This is a genomic window from Clostridium isatidis (assembly GCF_002285495.1).
Taxonomy (GTDB): Bacteria; Bacillota; Clostridia; order Clostridiales; family Clostridiaceae; genus Clostridium; species Clostridium isatidis.
The window spans coordinates 614,555-633,255 of record NZ_CP016786.1 but is presented as its reverse complement, the minus strand read 5'-3'; the positions used below and the strand labels follow the sequence as shown (position 1 = coordinate 633,255).

The following is an 18,701-nucleotide window of genomic DNA, read 5'->3' as shown; positions in this document are numbered from 1 at the left end:
TATTTATAATTATATAAATTTAACATAAAAAGAGAGCACTTGCTCTCTTCTAATTTATTATTGTTTTCTTTTCTTCCTTTGAAGTGTTATACGTTCCTATAATAAAGAACGTTACTGCAAATAACAATATTATAGCTAGATATTTATAAATTTCTACCAAAGATGCTCCCTGCTGCATCGAAATAATAGCTTCAATTACCCATCTTACTGGTGTAAAATATGATATTTTTTCAATTATAGGCGGCATAATATCCAAAGGAACAAAAGCACCACCAATCATAATAAAAATCATATGAAAGAAATTAAAAATATTTGATGCTTCATTATGATTTTTAGAAAAGGACCTGCACAAAATACCAAGGCTAATTGAAACTAATCCAAAAATAGATAAAATAATAATTAATTCTAAATATCCAAACCCCATATTTATTTTAAGCAGCTTTATTCCCAAAACTCCTAGTATAACTTGTATTAATACAATAACATATCCGCTTATTGCATCTGCTAAATAATATTCATAAGTTTTAACTGGAGCCATAAAAATTCTATTATATACATTTTCCTTCTTTTCCATGAATACTCTTGAGGAAGTTACCATCCCTCTAATGAGCATAAACATAACTATGAAACCAGCAAAAATCTGACTATAAGTATAATCCCCATATAAATCATTTAAATTCTTTCTTTGCAATTTGATATAGGAATTATCATTATAATTATCTAAAGCCAGATGATAAGCTTCTTTATTTCCTTCTGCTGCTAAAGTTAAATTCTTTAGATTAGTTATCTCTTGATTAAGAAGGACTATTATTGCTTTCCCAGTATCTCTATTTTCTAAAGACGTAATTTTTACTCCTTTTACTAGTCCATTTATTAAATTTTCTTCAAAACTACTATCTATTTCTATTACTAGATCAATATTACCTTCAGCAAATAAGTTATTAATATTATCTTGGTTTATATTTTGAATTGTAAAGCCTTCGTAATTCTTAATAAATTCTACTAAATTTTTACTCGTTTTAGAATTATCCTTATCAACTAGGCCAACTTTAATATAGCCAGAATTAAAATTTAATAAAGACATCATAATATAAAAAATTAGTACAGGAGCTAAAAGAGATACAAGAAATCCTACAGGATTTTTAACTATAGAAATTCTTAAATTATTTTTAATTAATACTAGGATATTTTTCATATATTTTATCACTCCTTCTACCAATAATGGAGATTACTAAAATAAATACTATTAAGAAAACTACTCCTATTATAAGCCATAGTCTTAATATAGAAAAATCTCCAGAATAAATATATCTAAATAAACTTTTATTAAACCATCTTAATGGAGAAATATTTGTAATAATATTAAACATTCCTCCTATATCATCTCCTAAAGCAACATATCCACCACCTAAGAAAGTCAAAGCTGGTATTATAATATTACTTATTATTGATCCTGATATTTCTTCTTCCTTAAATATTGCTGGTATTATTATTCCAATTCCATTTACTATAATAAGAAATGGCATCACTGCTAACAGAAAAATTATAGGATTACTTCCATAGTTAATATTCAATATAAATTTAGATAATAAATAAGTTATAGTGACACATGAAAAAGAAAATAAGAAAAAAGCTATAAATAATGATAAATAATATTTAAAAGTAGATATTCCTGATAAGGATATCCTATTTTTTAAACTATACTTTCTTTGATGTTTAATTGTAGCAAGGGGATAATTTATAAAGTAAAAAATCATAAGACCTATTTCAGCAACTCCATAATAATTCATGGCGCTAGGACTTTCTGAAACTTTTACTTTTTCTTCTTCAATATAATTTTTATCCTCTCTGTTAATAATCTCTGAAGCTTTTATAGGGTTTATTTTATAAACTTCCATAGTTGAGTTAAGCCTATTAGAAAGTCCACTTAATATTCCATAAATGTAAGAGGATTTTATTAAATCTTCATCATTTGAATAAACATTAATTGTATCTCCTTTGAAATGAAGCAAGATATCTTTATTTACCTGTACCTTAGTTTTACCTGTTTCTAAATCTTCTATTTTCTTAAATATTAGCTTTATTTCTTTTTCCTTTTCTAGATTATTGATAAATATATCTAAAATTTCTTTTGCCTTACCTGAATCTTCTAGTACATAATATATATAAGTTTCTTCTGTTAATAGATTATCATTTCCTTGACTAAAGATTGCTGTTAATACTGAACCTAGAAGAGCTATTAAAAAAAGCGGAAAAAAAACCATAAACATAAGATTCTTTCTATCCCTTGTACATTCTAATATTGTAGCTTTTATTATAGGAATCATATTTTCCCTCCTAATCTCTTAATTTCTTACCTGTTAAGGATAAAAATACTGTCTCAAGAGTTATTTCTTTAAAATCTAAATTAGTAATTTTAATATTCTCTTCAGATACTTTCTTAATTATCTTATCAAGATTATTTACTTCCTTTGAAGAAGTAATCAATAAGTCATTTTCTTGTATAGATACACTTATAACCCCTTCAATATTTTTTAAAGTATTTGTATTTATTTTAAAGATATCATCAACTCCTATTTTTAAAGTTCTTTTATCACTTACCATATCTATTAATTCTTCTTTAGTTCCCTCAACTACTATAGTTCCTTTATCAATAATGGCAATCCTGCTGCATAATTGTTCAACTTCTTCCATATAGTGACTTGAATATATTATTGTTACCCCTTTTTTATTTAAATTCTTAACTGATTGAAGAATGTGATTTCTAGATTGAGGATCTACTCCTACTGTTGGTTCATCCATTATCAATAATCTAGGATGATGGATGATTGCACAGGCAATATTTAATCTTCTTAACATTCCACCTGAAAATTCTTTTGCTTTTTTATCTCTAAACTCTAAAAGCCCAGTAAATTCTAAAGCTTCTTCAATACTATCTTTTAATTCCCTTCCTCTTAATCCGTATAATTCACCAAAGAACTTAATATTCTCATAAGCTGTAAAATCTGAATATACAGAAATAACTTGAGGAACCAGTCCTATTTTTCTTTTAGTTTTTATAATATTTTTTCTTATATCCTCTCCTAATACTTTGATAGTTCCTGAAGTAGGGTGTAATAATGAACATATTAAACTTATAGTTGTACTCTTACCTGCACCATTAGGACCTAACAGTCCATATATTTCTCCTTCCTCAATATCTAAGTTTATATTATTAACAGCCAAAGTATCTTGATATTTTTTAACCAGACCTCTTATCTCTACTGCCTTCATAAAAATCCTCCTTTTATTATCTTGATGTTATTATATAAAAAAAACTTTGCTAAAAAATCTAGCAAAGGTCATTTTTTATCATGACAAAAGTCATATTTCTCCTTTTAAATAATAAATTGCAATTTGTGTTCTATGAGTTAAACCTGTTTTTTGAAAAATTGAAGTTATATAATTTTTTACTGTTCCTTCTGAAATAAATAGCTTCTTAGAAATTTCTTTGTTACTTAAACCCTCTGCAATTAACTTCATTATTTCCAATTCTCTTTCAGTAAACTTTTCTTTATCGATTTTATTTTTACTTTCAGCTTTCATCTTTATATTTTCACTTAATTTTGTTAATACCGCATCCTGTAATACTGCATTTCCTTCATAAACCATTTTTATTGTTTCAATTATCTTTTGTGGAGGAGTATTTTTTAATATATATCCTTTAGCTCCATTTTTAATTGCTTCTTTTATATAATCATCTTCATCAAAAGTTGTTAATATAATTACCTTTGTATTTGTTCTTTTGCATATTTCAGCTGTTGCAGTAACACCGTTAATTAAAGGCATTCTTACATCTAATACAGCTATATCTATATTATTTTTAAGCAAAAAGTCTATAGCTTCTTTACCATTTTTAAATACTTCAACAATCTCTAATTCTTTGTCCATTGATAAAATTATCTTTAAACTTTCTCTTATTAAAACATCATCATCAGCTAATATTAATTTTATTTTCATTTCTCCTCCTTAATATGGTATTAAAATTATAACAGAAAAACCTTCATCTCCATTTAAAATAAGTTTTCCTCCTAAATTTTCTACTCTTTCCTCTATCGAACTGATTCCAATTCCATTTTTTATATTTTGGCATCCTATTCCATTATCTTTTATTTCTAACTTAATAAACTTTTTTAAAACCTCAAGATTTATAGCAATTAAATCACAATTAGAATATTTAATAGAATTTGTTGTAATTTCTGTTGTTACTTGAATAAAAAGCAGCCATATTTTAAAAGAAATTTTCTCTAAATCACCTTCATATTTTACTTTTCCCTTTATATTAGTACCTTTTATTTTTTCATCCAAAATTTTCTTTATTCTATTAATTCCTAATTCCTCTTCCTTTGGCCTAATATTTCTTAGAACAGCCCTAATATCATCCATGCCTTCCCTTAAATTATTGATACATGAATCTAAAATTGAAATTGATTTTTTCGGATCAACATCAAAAATAATTTTAGCCGCTTCAAGTTGAAGAAGGGTTCCTGATATAGTATGTCCAATTTTATCATGAAGCCTTATTGAAATTTCATTTCTTTCTTCAAGTCTTGCAGTATGTAAAATCTGCTCTTGCATATCCTTTTCTTTTATCAGTTTATTATTTAAATTACTAATTAATATTCCCTGCTTTATTTCTAATTCAGAATATTTTAAAAGCTGGCCTTTTTTTATGCTATCATTAATAATGCTTATCAATAAAATAATAGAACTAATAAATATTGTAGAAATTTCGTTAGAATTTTTTATAAAATATATTGGTATAAAATAAATAATACTGCCTAATTTTATTTTATTAAGATCATAAATAAAATACTCCCCTAAGCTAATACTTGTAAGTAAAATTGAACTTTCAATAAAATTTATTGAAAATAAAAAAGAAAAAATTATTTGTAAAATTATAATAATTTTACAATAATTAATATGCTTATTAACTAAAATAGCTTTTAAAAACTCCATAATTATAAAAATCAGTATAAACGAAACAATAAGAGTATTAGGAATATTTGATTTTATACTTATCCATCCAATATAAACGCATAAAACAAACTTTAATGTTATATAAAAATCCTTATTTTTTATTTATAATCACCTCTTTGTTAATTTCTATTAAATTTATTTTTCTATAAGTTAAATAATCTTTGCTACAAAAACAATTAAATAGGATGCAGGAACAAGTAGTAATAACGCAGCAAATGTTCCAATAACCTTACTTCCTACCATACCTATTATACAACTGCGAAAATCCTCTAAAGAACACTTTTTATCTAATACCTCATCAGTCATTATTGATAAATAAGGATCTATAAAAATAATTGAAAGAATTGTTGCAAATCCATTTATTATAGATGATAATGAAATACAGGTACTTCTTAAATCTGGCGCCATACTTCCAGCGTATATTGGAGCAAAGCCGCCTGCAGTAATAATTGCAATAGAAATAAAATTATAAATTAAAATCCTTTTAGGAAGTTTCCTAATATTAACACTTGTCAAACTTTCCTTAACTGGAATTCCAATACTATCCTTCATATACCTAATCCCATTTTTAGAAAAACTATGTATAATAAGTCTTGGAATTGATTTTTCTATAGAAAAATGATCTACTGCTTTATAAAATATCTTTTGAAATGTTGGCATAAAGAAAGCTCCAAAAATTGCTGCTAATCCTGATACAATAATAATATTATTAAAAATATTTATTAAATCTCTACTACTAGAATTACTTTCTACAAATTTTGTTAGCAAAGGTCCTTGTAATCCTGCAGCTACCCTTGAAACTAGCATTAATATATTAAAAACAGCGGCAGATGCAGCAATTTTTCCTGTTCTAACTCCTACCAATCTAACTGAATAGCTTAATGTTCCAATCAATGAGATTATAAAGTTTAATATCAAAACAAATAAAATTCTCTCACTCATATTATTTCCCCTATAAAATATAAATTTATATCTTAATTATAAGCTTTTAAAACATAATTTAACATATTTTACAATTAATTTTTTATTAATTATAAAAAACGCCCCAAAAAGGGGCCTATTTATACTATTTATTTGCATAAGCTTTTATAATATTTATTATTACTTCTACTGCCTTTTCCATAGATTCTATCGGAATATATTCATATTTTCCATGAAAATTTTCTCCTCCAGCAAATATATTAGGTGTTGGAAGTCCCATAAAGGATAATCTAGCTCCATCAGTACCACCTCTAACAGCAGTTATTTTTGGAGTTATTCCAGAATCTATCATTGCTTGCTTTGCAGTTTCAACTATATGCATAAGCGGTTCTATTTTTTCTCTCATATTTCTGTAAGATTCTTTAATGCTAAGCTCTACCGTTCCTTCACCATAAACTTCATTTAAACTTCTTGTAATATCCTCGAAATCCTTAATTCTTTCTTCAAATCCTTCAGTTGTAAAATCTCTAATTATATAATTTAAAGTAGTTTTTTCTACTGTTCCATTAATATCAGTTAAATGATTAAAACCTTCACGTCCTTCAGTTTTTTCAGGAACTTCTTCAAGAGGCAGTGCATTAATAAATTCATTAGCAACCATGATAGAATTAATCATTTTATTTTTTGCATAACCAGGATGAACATTAACACCATGAATTATAACTTTTGCTGATGCAGCATTGAAGTTTTCAAATTCAAGTTCTCCAATAGTTCCACCATCCATTGTATAAGCAAAATCAGCTCCAAAACCCTCTACATCAAAATGATCTGCTCCTTCTCCAATTTCTTCATCTGGAGTAAAAGCTATTTTTATTGTTCCATGCTTTATTTCAGGATTTTCAACTAAATATTCTATGGCAGTCATAATTTCAGCAATTCCAGCTTTATCATCTGCACCTAAAAGAGTTGTTCCATCTGTTGTAATAAGTCTTTGACCAACATAATTTTTTAATTCCTTTGAAAAACTTGGTGATAAAATATCAACATCATTTAACTTAATATCTCCACCATCATAATTTTCTATTATCTGAGGCTTAACATTTTTTCCAGAATAATCTGGTGCTGTATCCATATGGGCTATAAAACCTATAGTCGGTATATCTTTATCAGTATTACTTTCTAAAGTTGCATAAACATATCCGTATTCACTTATTCTAGCATCTTTAAGACCTAATTTTTTTAACTCGTCATATAGCTTTTCAGCTAAAACTAACTGCTCCTTTGTACTTGGTGTTGTTCCAGTAGTTTCATCAGACTTAGTATTTATCTTTACATATTCTAAAAATTTTTCTTCAACTTTTTTCATATTTATCCTCTTTTCTATTTTTATTTCTTTTTTAATATTACCATATTCTCGCATTTTACAACAACTTTCATATAATAAATAAAAGCTGCTTTCAATTATAGAAATCAGCTTTTATCAAAACTTGAATTATTACTATTTAAAATTATATTTTGTAACTATAGGTTCTCTATTTAATACTTTATCATTAAAATATTCATAATAAGATAAAGCTAAAAAGCTTCCGGTTATATTGATTACATTATCAAAACCTAAGTTCTTTAAGGCAACTACTGCATTATAGCTTCTTTGTCCTGTTCTGCAATGAAGATAAACTGGTTTATCCTTTGGAATTTCCTTATATCTTACTCTTAATTCACTTAAAGGAATATTTACTGTACCTTTTATATGACCATTTTCATATTCCATTCTTTCTCTTACATCAACTATAAAAGCATTGTTTTCTACCAATTCCCTTAACTTATCCACATTAATTTGCTTAAAATCTCCATTTGAAATATTTCCTGCTATATAACCTGCATAATTTACAACATCCTTTGCTGTACTGTATGGTGGAGCATAAGATAATTCTAAATCTTGTAAATCTTCAATTGTTCCACCCATTTTTATTAATGTTGCTATTATGTCTATTCTCTTTGTTGCATCTCCTCTTCCAATTGCTTGTGCACCTAATACTTTCCCTGTTTCAACTTCATATAAAAGCTTAAAATGCATTGGAGCTGCATCTGGGATAATTCCAACCTTATCGTTTGCAATTAGCCTTACAATATCATAATTTATCTTTATATTTGAGGCTTTAATTAAATTTTCATTTAAACCAGTAGCTGCAGCATTTAAACTAAAAACTTTAATGGCAGAAGAGCCTATATATCCTTTATTTAAACCTTTTATTCCGTTAATATGATCTGCAACTGCTCTTGCCTGCTTTAAGGCCGGACCTGCTAAAGAAAGTTTAAAATAATCATGAGTTAAGGCATTATAAACTTCAATTGCATCTCCTATTGCATAAATATCTCTATCGCTAGTTCTATAATTTCTATCAACCTTTATAGCACCTGTTTTTCCTATTTCAAGTCCTGCCTCCTTAGCTAAGGTTATTTCTGGCGTTACTCCTATAGCTAAAACAACTGCTTTTGTATTTATTTCTCTTCCAGATTCTAATATAACTTTATTTCTATCAAAAGCTTTAACCTTATCATTAACTATTAAATCCACATCATTGTCATAAATTTCCTTATGAAGAATTTGTACCATATCATAATCAAAAGTTCTTAAAATTTGTTCTGAACCTTCAACTAAAGTAATTTTATATCCAGCTTCTCTTAAATTTTCGGCAGTTTCTACCCCAATAAAACCACCACCTATTACTGTAACATCTTTAATATCTAATCCTTTTACAAAATTGTTTAATTTATCTATATCAACAACATTTCTAATTGTAAATATATTCACCTTTTCAATTCCTTCTATTTTAGGAACTATCGGCTTTGCTCCTGGGGATAAAATTAATTTATCATACTTTTCTATATATATTTCATTTTTCATATAATTTCTTACTTGGACTTCTTTATTTTCTCTATCTATTGATATTACCTCTGAATTTACTCTAACATCAATATTATATTGAACCTTAAATTTCTCAGGACTCATAAGTACAAGTTTATCAGCATCTTCAATAATCCCACTTAAATGATATGGAAGCGAACAATTTGAAAAGGAAGCATGGGGTCCTTTTTCAAACATAATAATTTCATCTTCCTCACTAAGCCTTCTTAACCTTGCTGCAGCAGAAGCCCCACCTGCTACTCCCCCGACAATTAAAATCCTCTTTTTCATATCCAATCCTCCTTAGTCATAAATATACACTTTTATTCTTTATACTTCCCTATGTAAGAGCCTACCCCACCTGAAACATTTACAACATTATATCCCTTACTTCTTAAAGTGCTACAAGTTTTAGAACTTCTTCCTCCTGATTGACAAATAATATAATATTCCTTATCTTTCTTTAAATATTTGTCTGTATTATGTAATAATTCATTCATGGGGATATTTTTAGCAGTTTTTATACTTCCTCTATTATACTCATACTTTTCTCTTATATCTATTAAATCTATTTTTCCAATCAATTTATCAATATCATTTACATTAATAACTTTGTTTACATCTCTCTTAAATAATCCAAACATTTTTCCACTCCTACTTCTATACTTTCTATACTATTATCTTATAGTAAAAGCTAATTTTTTTATGTAACTATGTTACAAACGTTATTATTTCATTGTTTATTATTTACATTCATTATTTCATTTATGTAAAATTTTACGGAGCAAAAAATGTAGTATATACAAAAAAGGGGCTGTCGCACTAATAATTAGTGCACAGTCCCTTTTTGTGCAAAAAAATAAATCCTAGACTCCATGAGTTTAGGATTTATGATAAAATATTTTTATGCACAAAGAAAATATTTTACAAAAGAATTATACATTAAACCAAAAGTTTTATCAATTAAAACTTCCATTAAATATTGATTACATGATACCGGTTAATGATTCAGTGCGATTACTAAGTCAATTTGTAGAGGAGATGGATTTAACAGATTTATATTCGACTTATTCCAAGATAAAGGAAAATCAAGTATCGCCAAGAAAAATGCTGAAAATCATGACTTATGGATATATGAATAAGATTTATTCGTCTCGAGATATTGAAAAGGCATGCCGTAGAGACATTAATTTTATGTTTTTGCTTGAGGGAGCATCCGCTCCGGATCATGCAACATTTGCAAGATTTAGAAGTCTTCATTTTGCTCCATGTTCTGAAAGGATCTTAGCTGAAACAGCTAAATTTCTTTATAAAATTGGTGAGATATCAGGAGATGCTATCTTTATTGATGGCACAAAAATAGAAGCTTATGCAAATAAATATACTTTTGTCTGGAAAAAGGCAGTTACAAAAAACATGGCAAAATTGCTAATTAAAGTGGCCGACCTTGTTAAAGAGTGCGAAGAACTTTATGATATTAAGTTAATCTATAAAAATGAAGTTCAAATGAAACATGTAAAAAAGCTTAGAAAAAAGCTTTATGCACTAAAGAAATCAGAAGGAATAGAATTCGTTCACGGATGTGGGAAAAGAAAAACTGCATTGCAACGATCAATAGAAAAACTTGAAGAATATCTTTCAAAGTTTAAAGAATATACTCAAAAAGTGTACACTTGCGGAGATAGAAACAGTTACTCAAAAACTGATGTTGATGCTACATTTATGAGGATGAAAGAAGATGCTATGAAAAACGGTCAACTTAAGCCAGCTTATAATGTGCAGCATGGTGTAGATTCAGAATATATTACATGGCTTACAGTTGGACCACAACCAACGGATACAACTACGCTAATACCTTTCTTGAAAAGCATGGAAGAAAACTTAAAATTTAAATACTTAAAAATAGTTGCAGATGCTGGATATGAAAGTGAGGAGAACTATTCATTTATTGAAGAAAATAATCAAATAGCATTTATTAAGCCATCTAATTATGAAATATCAAAAACAAGAAAATATAAAAATGATATCGGTAAAATAGAAAACATGGATTACAATGAAGAAAAAGATTTCTACATATGCCGAAATGGTAAGCAGTTAAAGGCTGAAAATATAAAAATTAGAAAATCTAAAACAGGATATGAAAGTGAAAAGACAATTTATGTTTGTGAAGATTGCAATGATTGCACTTACAAGAGTAGTTGCATCAAAGGGAATAATTGTAAAACTCCTTTGGAAGAAAGAGTAAAAAGATTTGAAACATCAAAAAAGTTTAATCGCCAAAGAAAGTCTGATTTAGAAAGAATTCTAAGCGAAGAAGGTTGCTTGCTTAGAATGAACAGAAGTATTCAAGCAGAAGGTTCTTTTGCACAAATAAAACAAGACATGAATTTCAGAAGATTTATGTGTCGTGGGCAAAAGAATGTATTAGCAGAAAGTATACTTCTTGCAATGGCACACAATATAAATAAATTACATAGTAAAATACAAGCGGGCCGCACTGGTAAGCACTTATTTGAATTGAAGAAAGCCTCATAAGTTAAATTTTAAAAAAGCTTTTTTTCTGAGGCTTATTGAAGTGCGCCTATTTTTAGTTGATTTACATGCAAATAAAAATAACACCTAAAAAGTTAATTTATAGAATAGAAAAAGGAGCTATCGCTAACGGATTTTAATCCACTAATGCGACAGCTCCTTTTTACTATTAAAACTTATTGTAAAACTCCATTAGAATTTAGGTAATACCATTTTCCATTATCTTGTATCCAACTTCCTGCAGCCATGCTTCCGCCGCCCCAGAAGTAATACCAATTTCCGCCGATATATTGCCAGCCTGTTGCCATTGATCCATCGCTCTTCATATAATACCAATAGTCCTTATATTTAACCCAGCCAGTCGCCATGCTTCCACCGTCCCAGAAATAGTACCAGTTTCCGCCATCTTTAACCCAGCCGGTTGCCATGCTTCCGCCACCCCATAGATAATATTTATATCCTTTATCTTCTATCCATCCAGTAGCCATTACTCCATTATTAGTTAAGTAATACCAATAGCCGTTATCTTTAACCCAACTTCCTGCTGCCATACTTCCACTACTTGGCCAGAAGTAATACCATTTTCCATCATAATTTAACCAACCTGTTGCCATAGTTCCATCATTATAGAAATAATACCATTTTCCATTGATTTCTTTCCACATTGTTGCTTTTACACCATTTCTATATTCATAGTACCATTTCCCATCTTTTGAAATCCATTTGCCAACTTGAATTGGTTCATTAATAAATTGTACACCATTAACACTTATATATCCCTTATCTTCGAAATTATAATTTCCATGATACTTATTAGCATATCCTCCATTATTTACAGGAGTATTTCTCTCGGGATATATTTCATAAGAAGAACCATTCTTAGAATTAATTATTACTGGTGTTCCTACATATGCAGCATACTCATTATAATTATCTATAACCTTATAAAGTAAAGTTCCATTTGAGGATTTAACAGTATTTGCTGAAGTATATATTGCTAATTGATAGTAATCATTATCTTGTAAATTATTTAAATTATTACCAGATAAATGATAATCTGCTAAAAATGCATATTGACTAGCTTTTTCACCCCAGTATGGATCTGATGCATATTTAATATTTGCACCATGAGCCTTGTTTCCTAAAAAGCCACCATAATATCTCCAGTCTGCTGGATCCGCATAGCCTCTCGAAATGTAATTTTTCGCAAAATCATTTATACTATCAGCAACCTTAGCAAAACTATCAGCTGCTTGTCCAGGGTTTGAATCTATTGCATTTAAACCAAATATATTGTTTTTTGATTGAGCAATACTTGACCTTCCCCAATTTGATTCATTAATTGCAACACCTAACGCTAATAAAGCATTTACTCCATATTTATTTTGAGCTGCAATAAATGCGGCACCAGTACCTCTAAGTTTAGAATTTGCTTCTGTCTTTGCATTTATAAAACTATCTAATTGTGCTGAAGTATAATTTGTCTTACTTCTAAAAGGAAGATAGTTAAAATAGTTATAATAAGGATTATTTGCATTTACAGCATTACCATGTGTGTTTTTTTGTAAATCTCCTATTAATTTATCTAAGCCTTGCTCTATATTAGTTCCATTATAAAAATAATGTCCGTCATAACTTAAATATCTTACCCCATTTTTTAAATATGATGGAGCTTTACCAATTGTTATTGTTGTTCCAAAGCCAGGCGTTCCTTTTAAATCAGATGTTATAAAGTGCTTTAATACACCATTTTCAGATATATAGTAACTTGGATTTGTAACTTGATTAAGTGGAACTACTATCATATCATAATTTCCACTGCCTTCATTTTTATTAATCCATCCTGTATATCCTGAAACTAATATTTTAGCACTTGTTCCCTTATCTTCAATAATAGGTACATCATCTACATAACCTTGATTAATATAGTTAAAAACTTTAGTTAATGAAGCATCACTATATAAATCTGTATTCTTATCAAAATATGGATATATTTTCCCATCAATATGTTTTAAAATTCTCCCCATTGATTTAGTAGAATACACAACGTTACCAGTTGAGTTTAATATTACAGGTACCGCTCCATTATTAGCTTCTGAACTTACATAAGATGCAATCACATTATTAACATCTATTGAACTATATGAAGACTTATTAATTTCTCCTAAAGCTTGTACTTTAAAACTTTTAGAAGCAGTACTCATAGGATCAGCAACTACTTCATTTAATACCTCTTCTTCAATCGTTTCTACCTTATCCATTGCTTCTTCAAAATTTTCTGCAGAACCAACAAATGAATACGTACCATCTTCATGAGCTAATGCAATTTCATAATCTGCATCAGTTTTCTTTTCTAGTTTTTCAGTATCTTGCATATTTAAAAAGCTTTGTTGCTTTAAATTAAAAGACTCTTCTTCATAAACTTCTAATCTTGGTAAATAATCTGCCGAGGAATCTTTCTTTACTTCATATTTTTCACCTATTAGTTCTTCTTCACTTGCTGTATTATCATATGTATCTCTTATAGTACTCTCTTCTTTTGCTTCATTTTCTTTATTAGTTTCTTGTGTAATTACTATGTCATCTATAATTACATCTTTTATTATTTCATCATCTGTTTCTTGTATTTCATTTTCTTTTGCACTTTCCTCTACTGTATTTTGAACAGCACCAACTGATATTTGAGAAAATAGCAATATTCCTACAAGAACTGACGATAATCTAGCGTTTATCCTTTTTCTGTTCATATTTCCCCCCCTTTTTTCTAATTTGTACAATAATAATTATATCTATTTTGTTGATAATAGTCCATAAGGAATTGTAAAATACTTATATTTCAATTCATTCTTTTTTAATATAGTTATAAAAAATATTATAAAATCTGTATTTATCAATATATTATTTTTTTAATTATTTTTACTACTTGGGCTGCTGCTTCACCCCTTTCTTTAATTCCTAACTTTAACATAAAATCTTCTAAATTTTTAACATATTTATTAAATTCAAACTTCTCTATAATATTAAATAACTCACCATTATTCCTTGATAAAGGATAAGGTAAATTTATAATATCAAAATAGAAGTTTCTTTCTTCTATATAACTCTCTAAATCTGGAGCATATAAAATAACTGGTTTATTTACTAAAGAAAATTCAAACATGGTACTTGAATAGTCTGTAATTAAAATATCGCTTGCAGCTAACAATTCATACATATCATCATATTTAGTTGCATTCTTAATTTTCTTACTATACTCCATAAAATCAACTTTATCAGCTATATTAGGATGTAATCTGACTAATATATTCCATACACCACCAAACTTCTTTTCTAAAACTTCAATAAGTTTATTAAAATCTATATTGTAAATATCAGTATTTTCATCATTTCTAAATGTTGGTGCATAAAGTAAAATACAGGAATTTTCATTTATTTCAAAATCTTTTACTATTTTATCTTTTATTTTCTTGTCTTTATTTATTAAAATATCACATCTAGGCGATCCACATTCTAAAATATCTCCATCGTACCAAAAAGCTGATTTATACATTTTTGTACAGAAATCACTATTAGATATAAATAGATTTGCCATTTTAGAATCTTTTATTGCATTATTCACATAATCTCTACTAAGCTTATTTTCTGCATCCTTTTCAATTTGCTTTAATGAAATTCCACCATGCCAGGTTTGAATGTAATATTGATTTTTTCTTTTTGGTGGATAAAAAGATTTTCGAGAATTATCTATCCACAATTTAGCAGTTGCTAATTCATATAAAGATTTAAAAGAACCATATTTAACTACTCTAACATTTTTAGGAAATACTGATTTATTTATTAACTTCTCATTCACTAACCAAACTATATCACAATCTAAATTTTCTTCTATTAACTTTTTAACTATATATTTCCCATTATCTCCATATCCCCCTCCATAATAATTACAAAATACTATTTTATTCTTTTTTATAGGGAGTATCCATAAATAATAACTATAATTTCCATTCAAACAATTCTCAATGATCTTTTTTATATTGCTAGGAATAATTTTTTTTAATATACTTTTAAGACCCATTTTTTTCTCCTTTTTAAATAAAATTATTATAAAAATAATATTAACTTACTAACAGAAATATTTATATTAAGACTGAACATTATATAATTATATCATATATTATTAGATTATTTTTTAATTTAAAATTATTTATTAAGTTAAATTGAAAGATATATACTATATATGGTAAAATATGCGTTGAAGGAGAGTGTGAAAATGTCTACGAAAAAAAATAATAATAAAATTAAGAAGAAAAAAAAATCCTTAGCATTTAAAATCTCTATGGGACTTTTATTTGTTTTACTTGCTATCCTTATAATCGGCGGTGGATATATAATTGGAACCTTAAGTAAAATGGAACAAACTAAAATTAACACAGAAAATCTAGGTATAGCTGAAGATGAATTTGAGCAATATAAAAATGCAAATAAAATTACAAACATAGCTCTTTTTGGAGTAGATTCACTATCTGGTGAAGGCGGACGTTCTGATTCCATTATGGTTGCAACAGTTGATCCAGTTCATAAGAAATTAAAAATAACTTCAATTATGAGAGATTCCTATGTTTATATTGATGGTTATGGTCAAGATAAAATAAATCATGCTTATGCTTACGGTGGTCCAGAGCTTGCAATAAAAACAATAAACGAAAATTTTGGGTTAAATATAGAAAACTATGCAACTGTTGATTTTTCTAGTCTACCTATAATAATAAACCTATTAGGCGGAATTGATATAGAAATTACAAGTGATGAAATTGAATACATTAATGAATATATAAATCATTTAAATTCTCTTGAAGGAACTTCATCAGCTAATATATATTCCCCAGGAGTTCAGCACTTAGATGGTATTCAAGCCCTTGCTTATTCAAGAATCAGATATACTGCTGGTGGAGATTACGAAAGAACTCAAAGACATAGAACAGTATTAGACGCATTATTTAATAAAATATTAAAATCTCCTGTAACTTCATATCCTGCTTTACTCAATGAATTATTGCCATATGTAGAAACAAGCATAAGTACAACTAATATTCTATCCTTAGCTACAGATGTTGTTTCAATTGGTAATAATTTAGAACAAGATAGATTTCCAAGGGACGGATATGCTGAAGGAGCAAATATTGATGGAATTTACTACTTAACTTTTGATATTGAAACTGCTAAACAACAAATGAGGGAATACATTTTTAATGATGTGAAGGCTGATTAATTTTCTAAATTAAGAAAAATAGGTGATAGAAACTTTCTATCACCTATTTTTTTATTTATTACCATACATATCATTATAATAATTCATATATTCTCCAGAAGTGATATTATTCATCCATTCCTTATTATCTAAATACCACTTAATAGTTTTAACTATTCCAACTTCAAAGGTAGTTTCAGGATACCATCCAAGTTCTTCTTTTATCTTAGTTGGATCTATTCCGTATCTTCTATCATGACCCTTTCTATCTTGTACAAATTTCTTTAACTCTTCTGTTATTCTGCTGTCAACATTTTTATTTAAATAATCAATAACTGTATCAACTATTTGAATATTTGTTCTTTCATTATGGCCGCCAACATTGTAAACTTCTCCAATTCTTCCCTTATTAATTACCATATCTATTGCCTTAGCATGATCTTCTACATATAACCAGTCTCTTATATTTAAGCCATCTCCATAGATTGGTAGATCCTTTAATTTAAGGCAGTTATTTATTAAAAGTGGTATTAACTTTTCTGGGAATTGAAATGGTCCATAGTTGTTAGAACATCTTGTTATATTAACTGGCATTTTATAAGTATCATAATATGCCTTAACCATTAAATCTGAACCAGCCTTACTTGATGAATATGGGCTATGCGGATCTAATGGTGTTGTTTCTGTAAAATATCCTGTTTCTCCTAAAGATCCATAAACTTCATCTGTTGAAACATGTAAAAATTTAACTCCTTCCTTCCATGTTCCATCTTCCTTTTCCCATGCATTTTTAGCACAATTTAAAAGATTAACAGTTCCTAACACATTTGTCTTTGCAAAAACTTCTGGCTCTTTTATACTTCTATCAACATGAGACTCTGCTGCAAAGTGAGCTACATAATCTATTTCATATTTTTCAAATAAGGAAGAAACTAATTCCTTATCGCAAATATCTCCATGAACAAAAATATGTCTTTCATCATTTTCTACAGACTTTAAGTTCTCTAAGTTTCCCGCATAAGTTAATTTATCAAGGTTAATTATTCTTATATCCTTATATTTTTTTAACATATACAATACAAAATTTGAACCTATGAAACCAGCTCCACCTGTTACTAAATATGTTTTCATTTTATACTTCTCCCTTACTGTTAGATTTTAATAAATAATATTATAATAAAAATTAAAATTTTAATTCCTACTTATAAAACTTTTTAGCGCTTTTCTCCAGTCTCTCATTTCATCACCAACAGTACATCTTAACATAAGATTATCTAATGATGAATATTGGGGTCTCTTTGCCCTAGTCTTATATTCATCAGAACTACATGGTATAACTTCGCAATCCAATTTATACAATTTGACTATTTCACATGCAAAATCATACCATGAGCACTCTCCTGCTCCTGTACAATGATAAATTCCAAATTCATTAGTTTCAATAATCTTTAAAATATGATATGCTAAATCATTAGCATTTGTAGGATTCCCTATTTGGTCATTAACAACCTTTATAGATTTATTTTTGCTAGCTAATGATTTTATTTTATATACAAAATTATTACCATTAATGCCGTATAGCCAAGATGTTCTAACTATAAAATAACGTGAACAATATTGTTTAACATACTCTTCTCCAAGAAATTTTGTTTTTCCATAAACAGTCTGTGGATTAGCAATATCGTATTCACTATATGGTGTTTTACTATTTCCTGAGAATATATAATCAGTTGAGACATGTAAAAGCTTCGCCTTTACCATCTCAGCAGCAATTGCTAAGTTTCTTGCTCCTAATGAATTTACTTTAAGAGCCCTTTCTTCATTTATTTCACACAAATCAACTTCAGTATAAGCAGCACAATTTATTATAATATCAGGTTCATTTTGAAGTATTACATTTTTTACAAGGTCCATATCAGTTATATCAAGTTCTTGTGAATTAAATAATATTAATTCAGCATCTTTAATATTATTCGATATATTTTTAAAATCACATTTACCAGCTTTTATTACAGAAATAATTTCTTTAGCTAACTGACCATTAGAACCTGTTAATAAGATTTTCATACAATA

15 protein-coding genes are annotated in these 18,701 nt (G+C 27.8%); 2 read left to right on the top strand and 13 right to left on the bottom strand.

Annotated features, from left to right (window positions below):
- Positions 1–49: 49 nt before the first annotated feature.
- The 9 genes from BEN51_RS02995 to BEN51_RS02955 form a co-directional block, all read right to left on the bottom strand.
- Complete coding sequence (locus BEN51_RS02995) at positions 50–1,195, bottom strand: ABC transporter permease (RefSeq protein WP_119864613.1); 1,146 nt, start codon at positions 1,193–1,195, stop codon at positions 50–52.
- Positions 1,170–2,327: an ABC transporter permease gene (locus BEN51_RS02990; protein WP_119864612.1), complete on the bottom strand. Its 1,158-nt coding sequence runs from the start codon at positions 2,325–2,327 to the stop codon at positions 1,170–1,172. Before BEN51_RS02990 ends, BEN51_RS02995 begins: the two co-directional genes overlap by 26 nt.
- Positions 2,328–2,337: 10 nt before the next feature.
- Positions 2,338–3,273 (bottom strand): ABC transporter ATP-binding protein, encoded by a 936-nt coding sequence (locus BEN51_RS02985; RefSeq protein ID WP_119864611.1) that lies wholly within the window; start codon positions 3,271–3,273, stop codon positions 2,338–2,340.
- Between the two features lie 90 nt (positions 3,274–3,363).
- Entirely contained in the window at positions 3,364–3,999 is a 636-nt protein-coding gene (locus tag BEN51_RS02980) for a response regulator transcription factor (protein WP_119864610.1), read from the bottom strand.
- A 9-nt stretch (positions 4,000–4,008) separates the two neighbouring features.
- On the bottom strand, positions 4,009–4,998 hold the full coding sequence (locus tag BEN51_RS02975; RefSeq protein ID WP_119864609.1) for a sensor histidine kinase: 990 nt from the start codon (positions 4,996–4,998) through the stop codon (positions 4,009–4,011).
- Between the two features lie 171 nt (positions 4,999–5,169).
- Positions 5,170–5,961: a lipid II flippase Amj family protein gene (locus tag BEN51_RS02970; RefSeq protein WP_119864608.1), complete on the bottom strand. Its 792-nt coding sequence runs from the start codon at positions 5,959–5,961 to the stop codon at positions 5,170–5,172.
- Between the two features lie 124 nt (positions 5,962–6,085).
- Entirely contained in the window at positions 6,086–7,306 is a 1,221-nt protein-coding gene (gene pepT / locus BEN51_RS02965) for a peptidase T (RefSeq protein ID WP_119864607.1), read from the bottom strand.
- Positions 7,307–7,438: 132 nt separating this feature from the next.
- Positions 7,439–9,139 (bottom strand): FAD-dependent oxidoreductase, encoded by a 1,701-nt coding sequence (locus BEN51_RS02960; RefSeq protein ID WP_119864606.1) that lies wholly within the window; start codon positions 9,137–9,139, stop codon positions 7,439–7,441.
- A gap of 32 nt (positions 9,140–9,171) precedes the next feature.
- Complete coding sequence (locus tag BEN51_RS02955; RefSeq protein WP_119864605.1) at positions 9,172–9,492, bottom strand: rhodanese-like domain-containing protein; 321 nt, start codon at positions 9,490–9,492, stop codon at positions 9,172–9,174.
- 262 nt (positions 9,493–9,754) lie between these two features.
- On the opposite strand from BEN51_RS02955, the gene BEN51_RS02950 reads away from it, so the two are divergent.
- A complete protein-coding gene (locus tag BEN51_RS02950; RefSeq protein WP_119864227.1) occupies positions 9,755–11,383 on the top strand; it encodes an IS1182 family transposase in 1,629 nt (542 codons plus the stop codon).
- A 173-nt stretch (positions 11,384–11,556) separates the two neighbouring features.
- Here the strand turns inward: BEN51_RS02950 and BEN51_RS02945 are convergent, their stop codons facing one another.
- Together BEN51_RS02945 and BEN51_RS02940 are read right to left on the bottom strand one after the other, a co-directional pair.
- Complete coding sequence (locus BEN51_RS02945) at positions 11,557–14,127, bottom strand: glucosaminidase domain-containing protein (protein WP_119864604.1); 2,571 nt, start codon at positions 14,125–14,127, stop codon at positions 11,557–11,559.
- Between the two features lie 143 nt (positions 14,128–14,270).
- Entirely contained in the window at positions 14,271–15,455 is a 1,185-nt protein-coding gene (locus tag BEN51_RS02940; protein WP_119864603.1) for a CDP-glycerol glycerophosphotransferase family protein, read from the bottom strand.
- 195 nt (positions 15,456–15,650) lie between these two features.
- On the opposite strand from BEN51_RS02940, the gene BEN51_RS02935 reads away from it, so the two are divergent.
- Positions 15,651–16,649 carry an LCP family protein gene (locus BEN51_RS02935; protein WP_119864602.1) on the top strand — a complete coding sequence of 333 codons (999 nt, stop codon included), beginning with the start codon at positions 15,651–15,653 and terminating at the stop codon, positions 16,647–16,649.
- Between the two features lie 51 nt (positions 16,650–16,700).
- Here BEN51_RS02935 and rfbB read toward each other — a convergent pair whose 3' ends face one another.
- On the bottom strand, positions 16,701–17,759 hold the full coding sequence (gene rfbB, locus BEN51_RS02930) for a dTDP-glucose 4,6-dehydratase (RefSeq protein WP_119864601.1): 1,059 nt from the start codon (positions 17,757–17,759) through the stop codon (positions 16,701–16,703).
- A gap of 60 nt (positions 17,760–17,819) precedes the next feature.
- Entirely contained in the window at positions 17,820–18,695 is an 876-nt protein-coding gene (gene rfbD, locus BEN51_RS02925; protein ID WP_119864600.1) for a dTDP-4-dehydrorhamnose reductase, read from the bottom strand.
- Positions 18,696–18,701: the final 6 nt, after the last annotated feature.

Excerpts from the sequence above, each read along its gene's own strand:
- rfbB (WP_119864601.1), bottom strand. The coding sequence starts at position 17,759 with ATGAAAACATATTTAGTAACAGGTGGAGCTGGTTTCATAGGTTCAAAT.
- BEN51_RS02935 (WP_119864602.1), top strand. The coding sequence starts at position 15,651 with ATGTCTACGAAAAAAAATAATAATAAAATTAAGAAGAAAAAAAAATCC.
- BEN51_RS02945 (WP_119864604.1), bottom strand. The coding sequence starts at position 14,127 with ATGAACAGAAAAAGGATAAACGCTAGATTATCGTCAGTTCTTGTAGGA.
- BEN51_RS02990 (WP_119864612.1), bottom strand. The coding sequence starts at position 2,327 with ATGATTCCTATAATAAAAGCTACAATATTAGAATGTACAAGGGATAGA.
- BEN51_RS02960 (WP_119864606.1), bottom strand. The coding sequence starts at position 9,139 with ATGAAAAAGAGGATTTTAATTGTCGGGGGAGTAGCAGGTGGGGCTTCT.
- BEN51_RS02980 (WP_119864610.1), bottom strand. The coding sequence starts at position 3,999 with ATGAAAATAAAATTAATATTAGCTGATGATGATGTTTTAATAAGAGAA.
- pepT (WP_119864607.1), bottom strand. The coding sequence starts at position 7,306 with ATGAAAAAAGTTGAAGAAAAATTTTTAGAATATGTAAAGATAAATACT.
- BEN51_RS02955 (WP_119864605.1), bottom strand. The coding sequence starts at position 9,492 with ATGTTTGGATTATTTAAGAGAGATGTAAACAAAGTTATTAATGTAAAT.
- BEN51_RS02985 (WP_119864611.1), bottom strand. The coding sequence starts at position 3,273 with ATGAAGGCAGTAGAGATAAGAGGTCTGGTTAAAAAATATCAAGATACT.
- BEN51_RS02940 (WP_119864603.1), bottom strand. The coding sequence starts at position 15,455 with ATGGGTCTTAAAAGTATATTAAAAAAAATTATTCCTAGCAATATAAAA.
- BEN51_RS02995 (WP_119864613.1), bottom strand. The coding sequence starts at position 1,195 with ATGAAAAATATCCTAGTATTAATTAAAAATAATTTAAGAATTTCTATA.
- rfbD (WP_119864600.1), bottom strand. The coding sequence starts at position 18,695 with ATGAAAATCTTATTAACAGGTTCTAATGGTCAGTTAGCTAAAGAAATT.
- BEN51_RS02975 (WP_119864609.1), bottom strand. The coding sequence starts at position 4,998 with ATGGAGTTTTTAAAAGCTATTTTAGTTAATAAGCATATTAATTATTGT.
- BEN51_RS02950 (WP_119864227.1), top strand. The coding sequence starts at position 9,755 with ATGCACAAAGAAAATATTTTACAAAAGAATTATACATTAAACCAAAAG.
- BEN51_RS02970 (WP_119864608.1), bottom strand. The coding sequence starts at position 5,961 with ATGAGTGAGAGAATTTTATTTGTTTTGATATTAAACTTTATAATCTCA.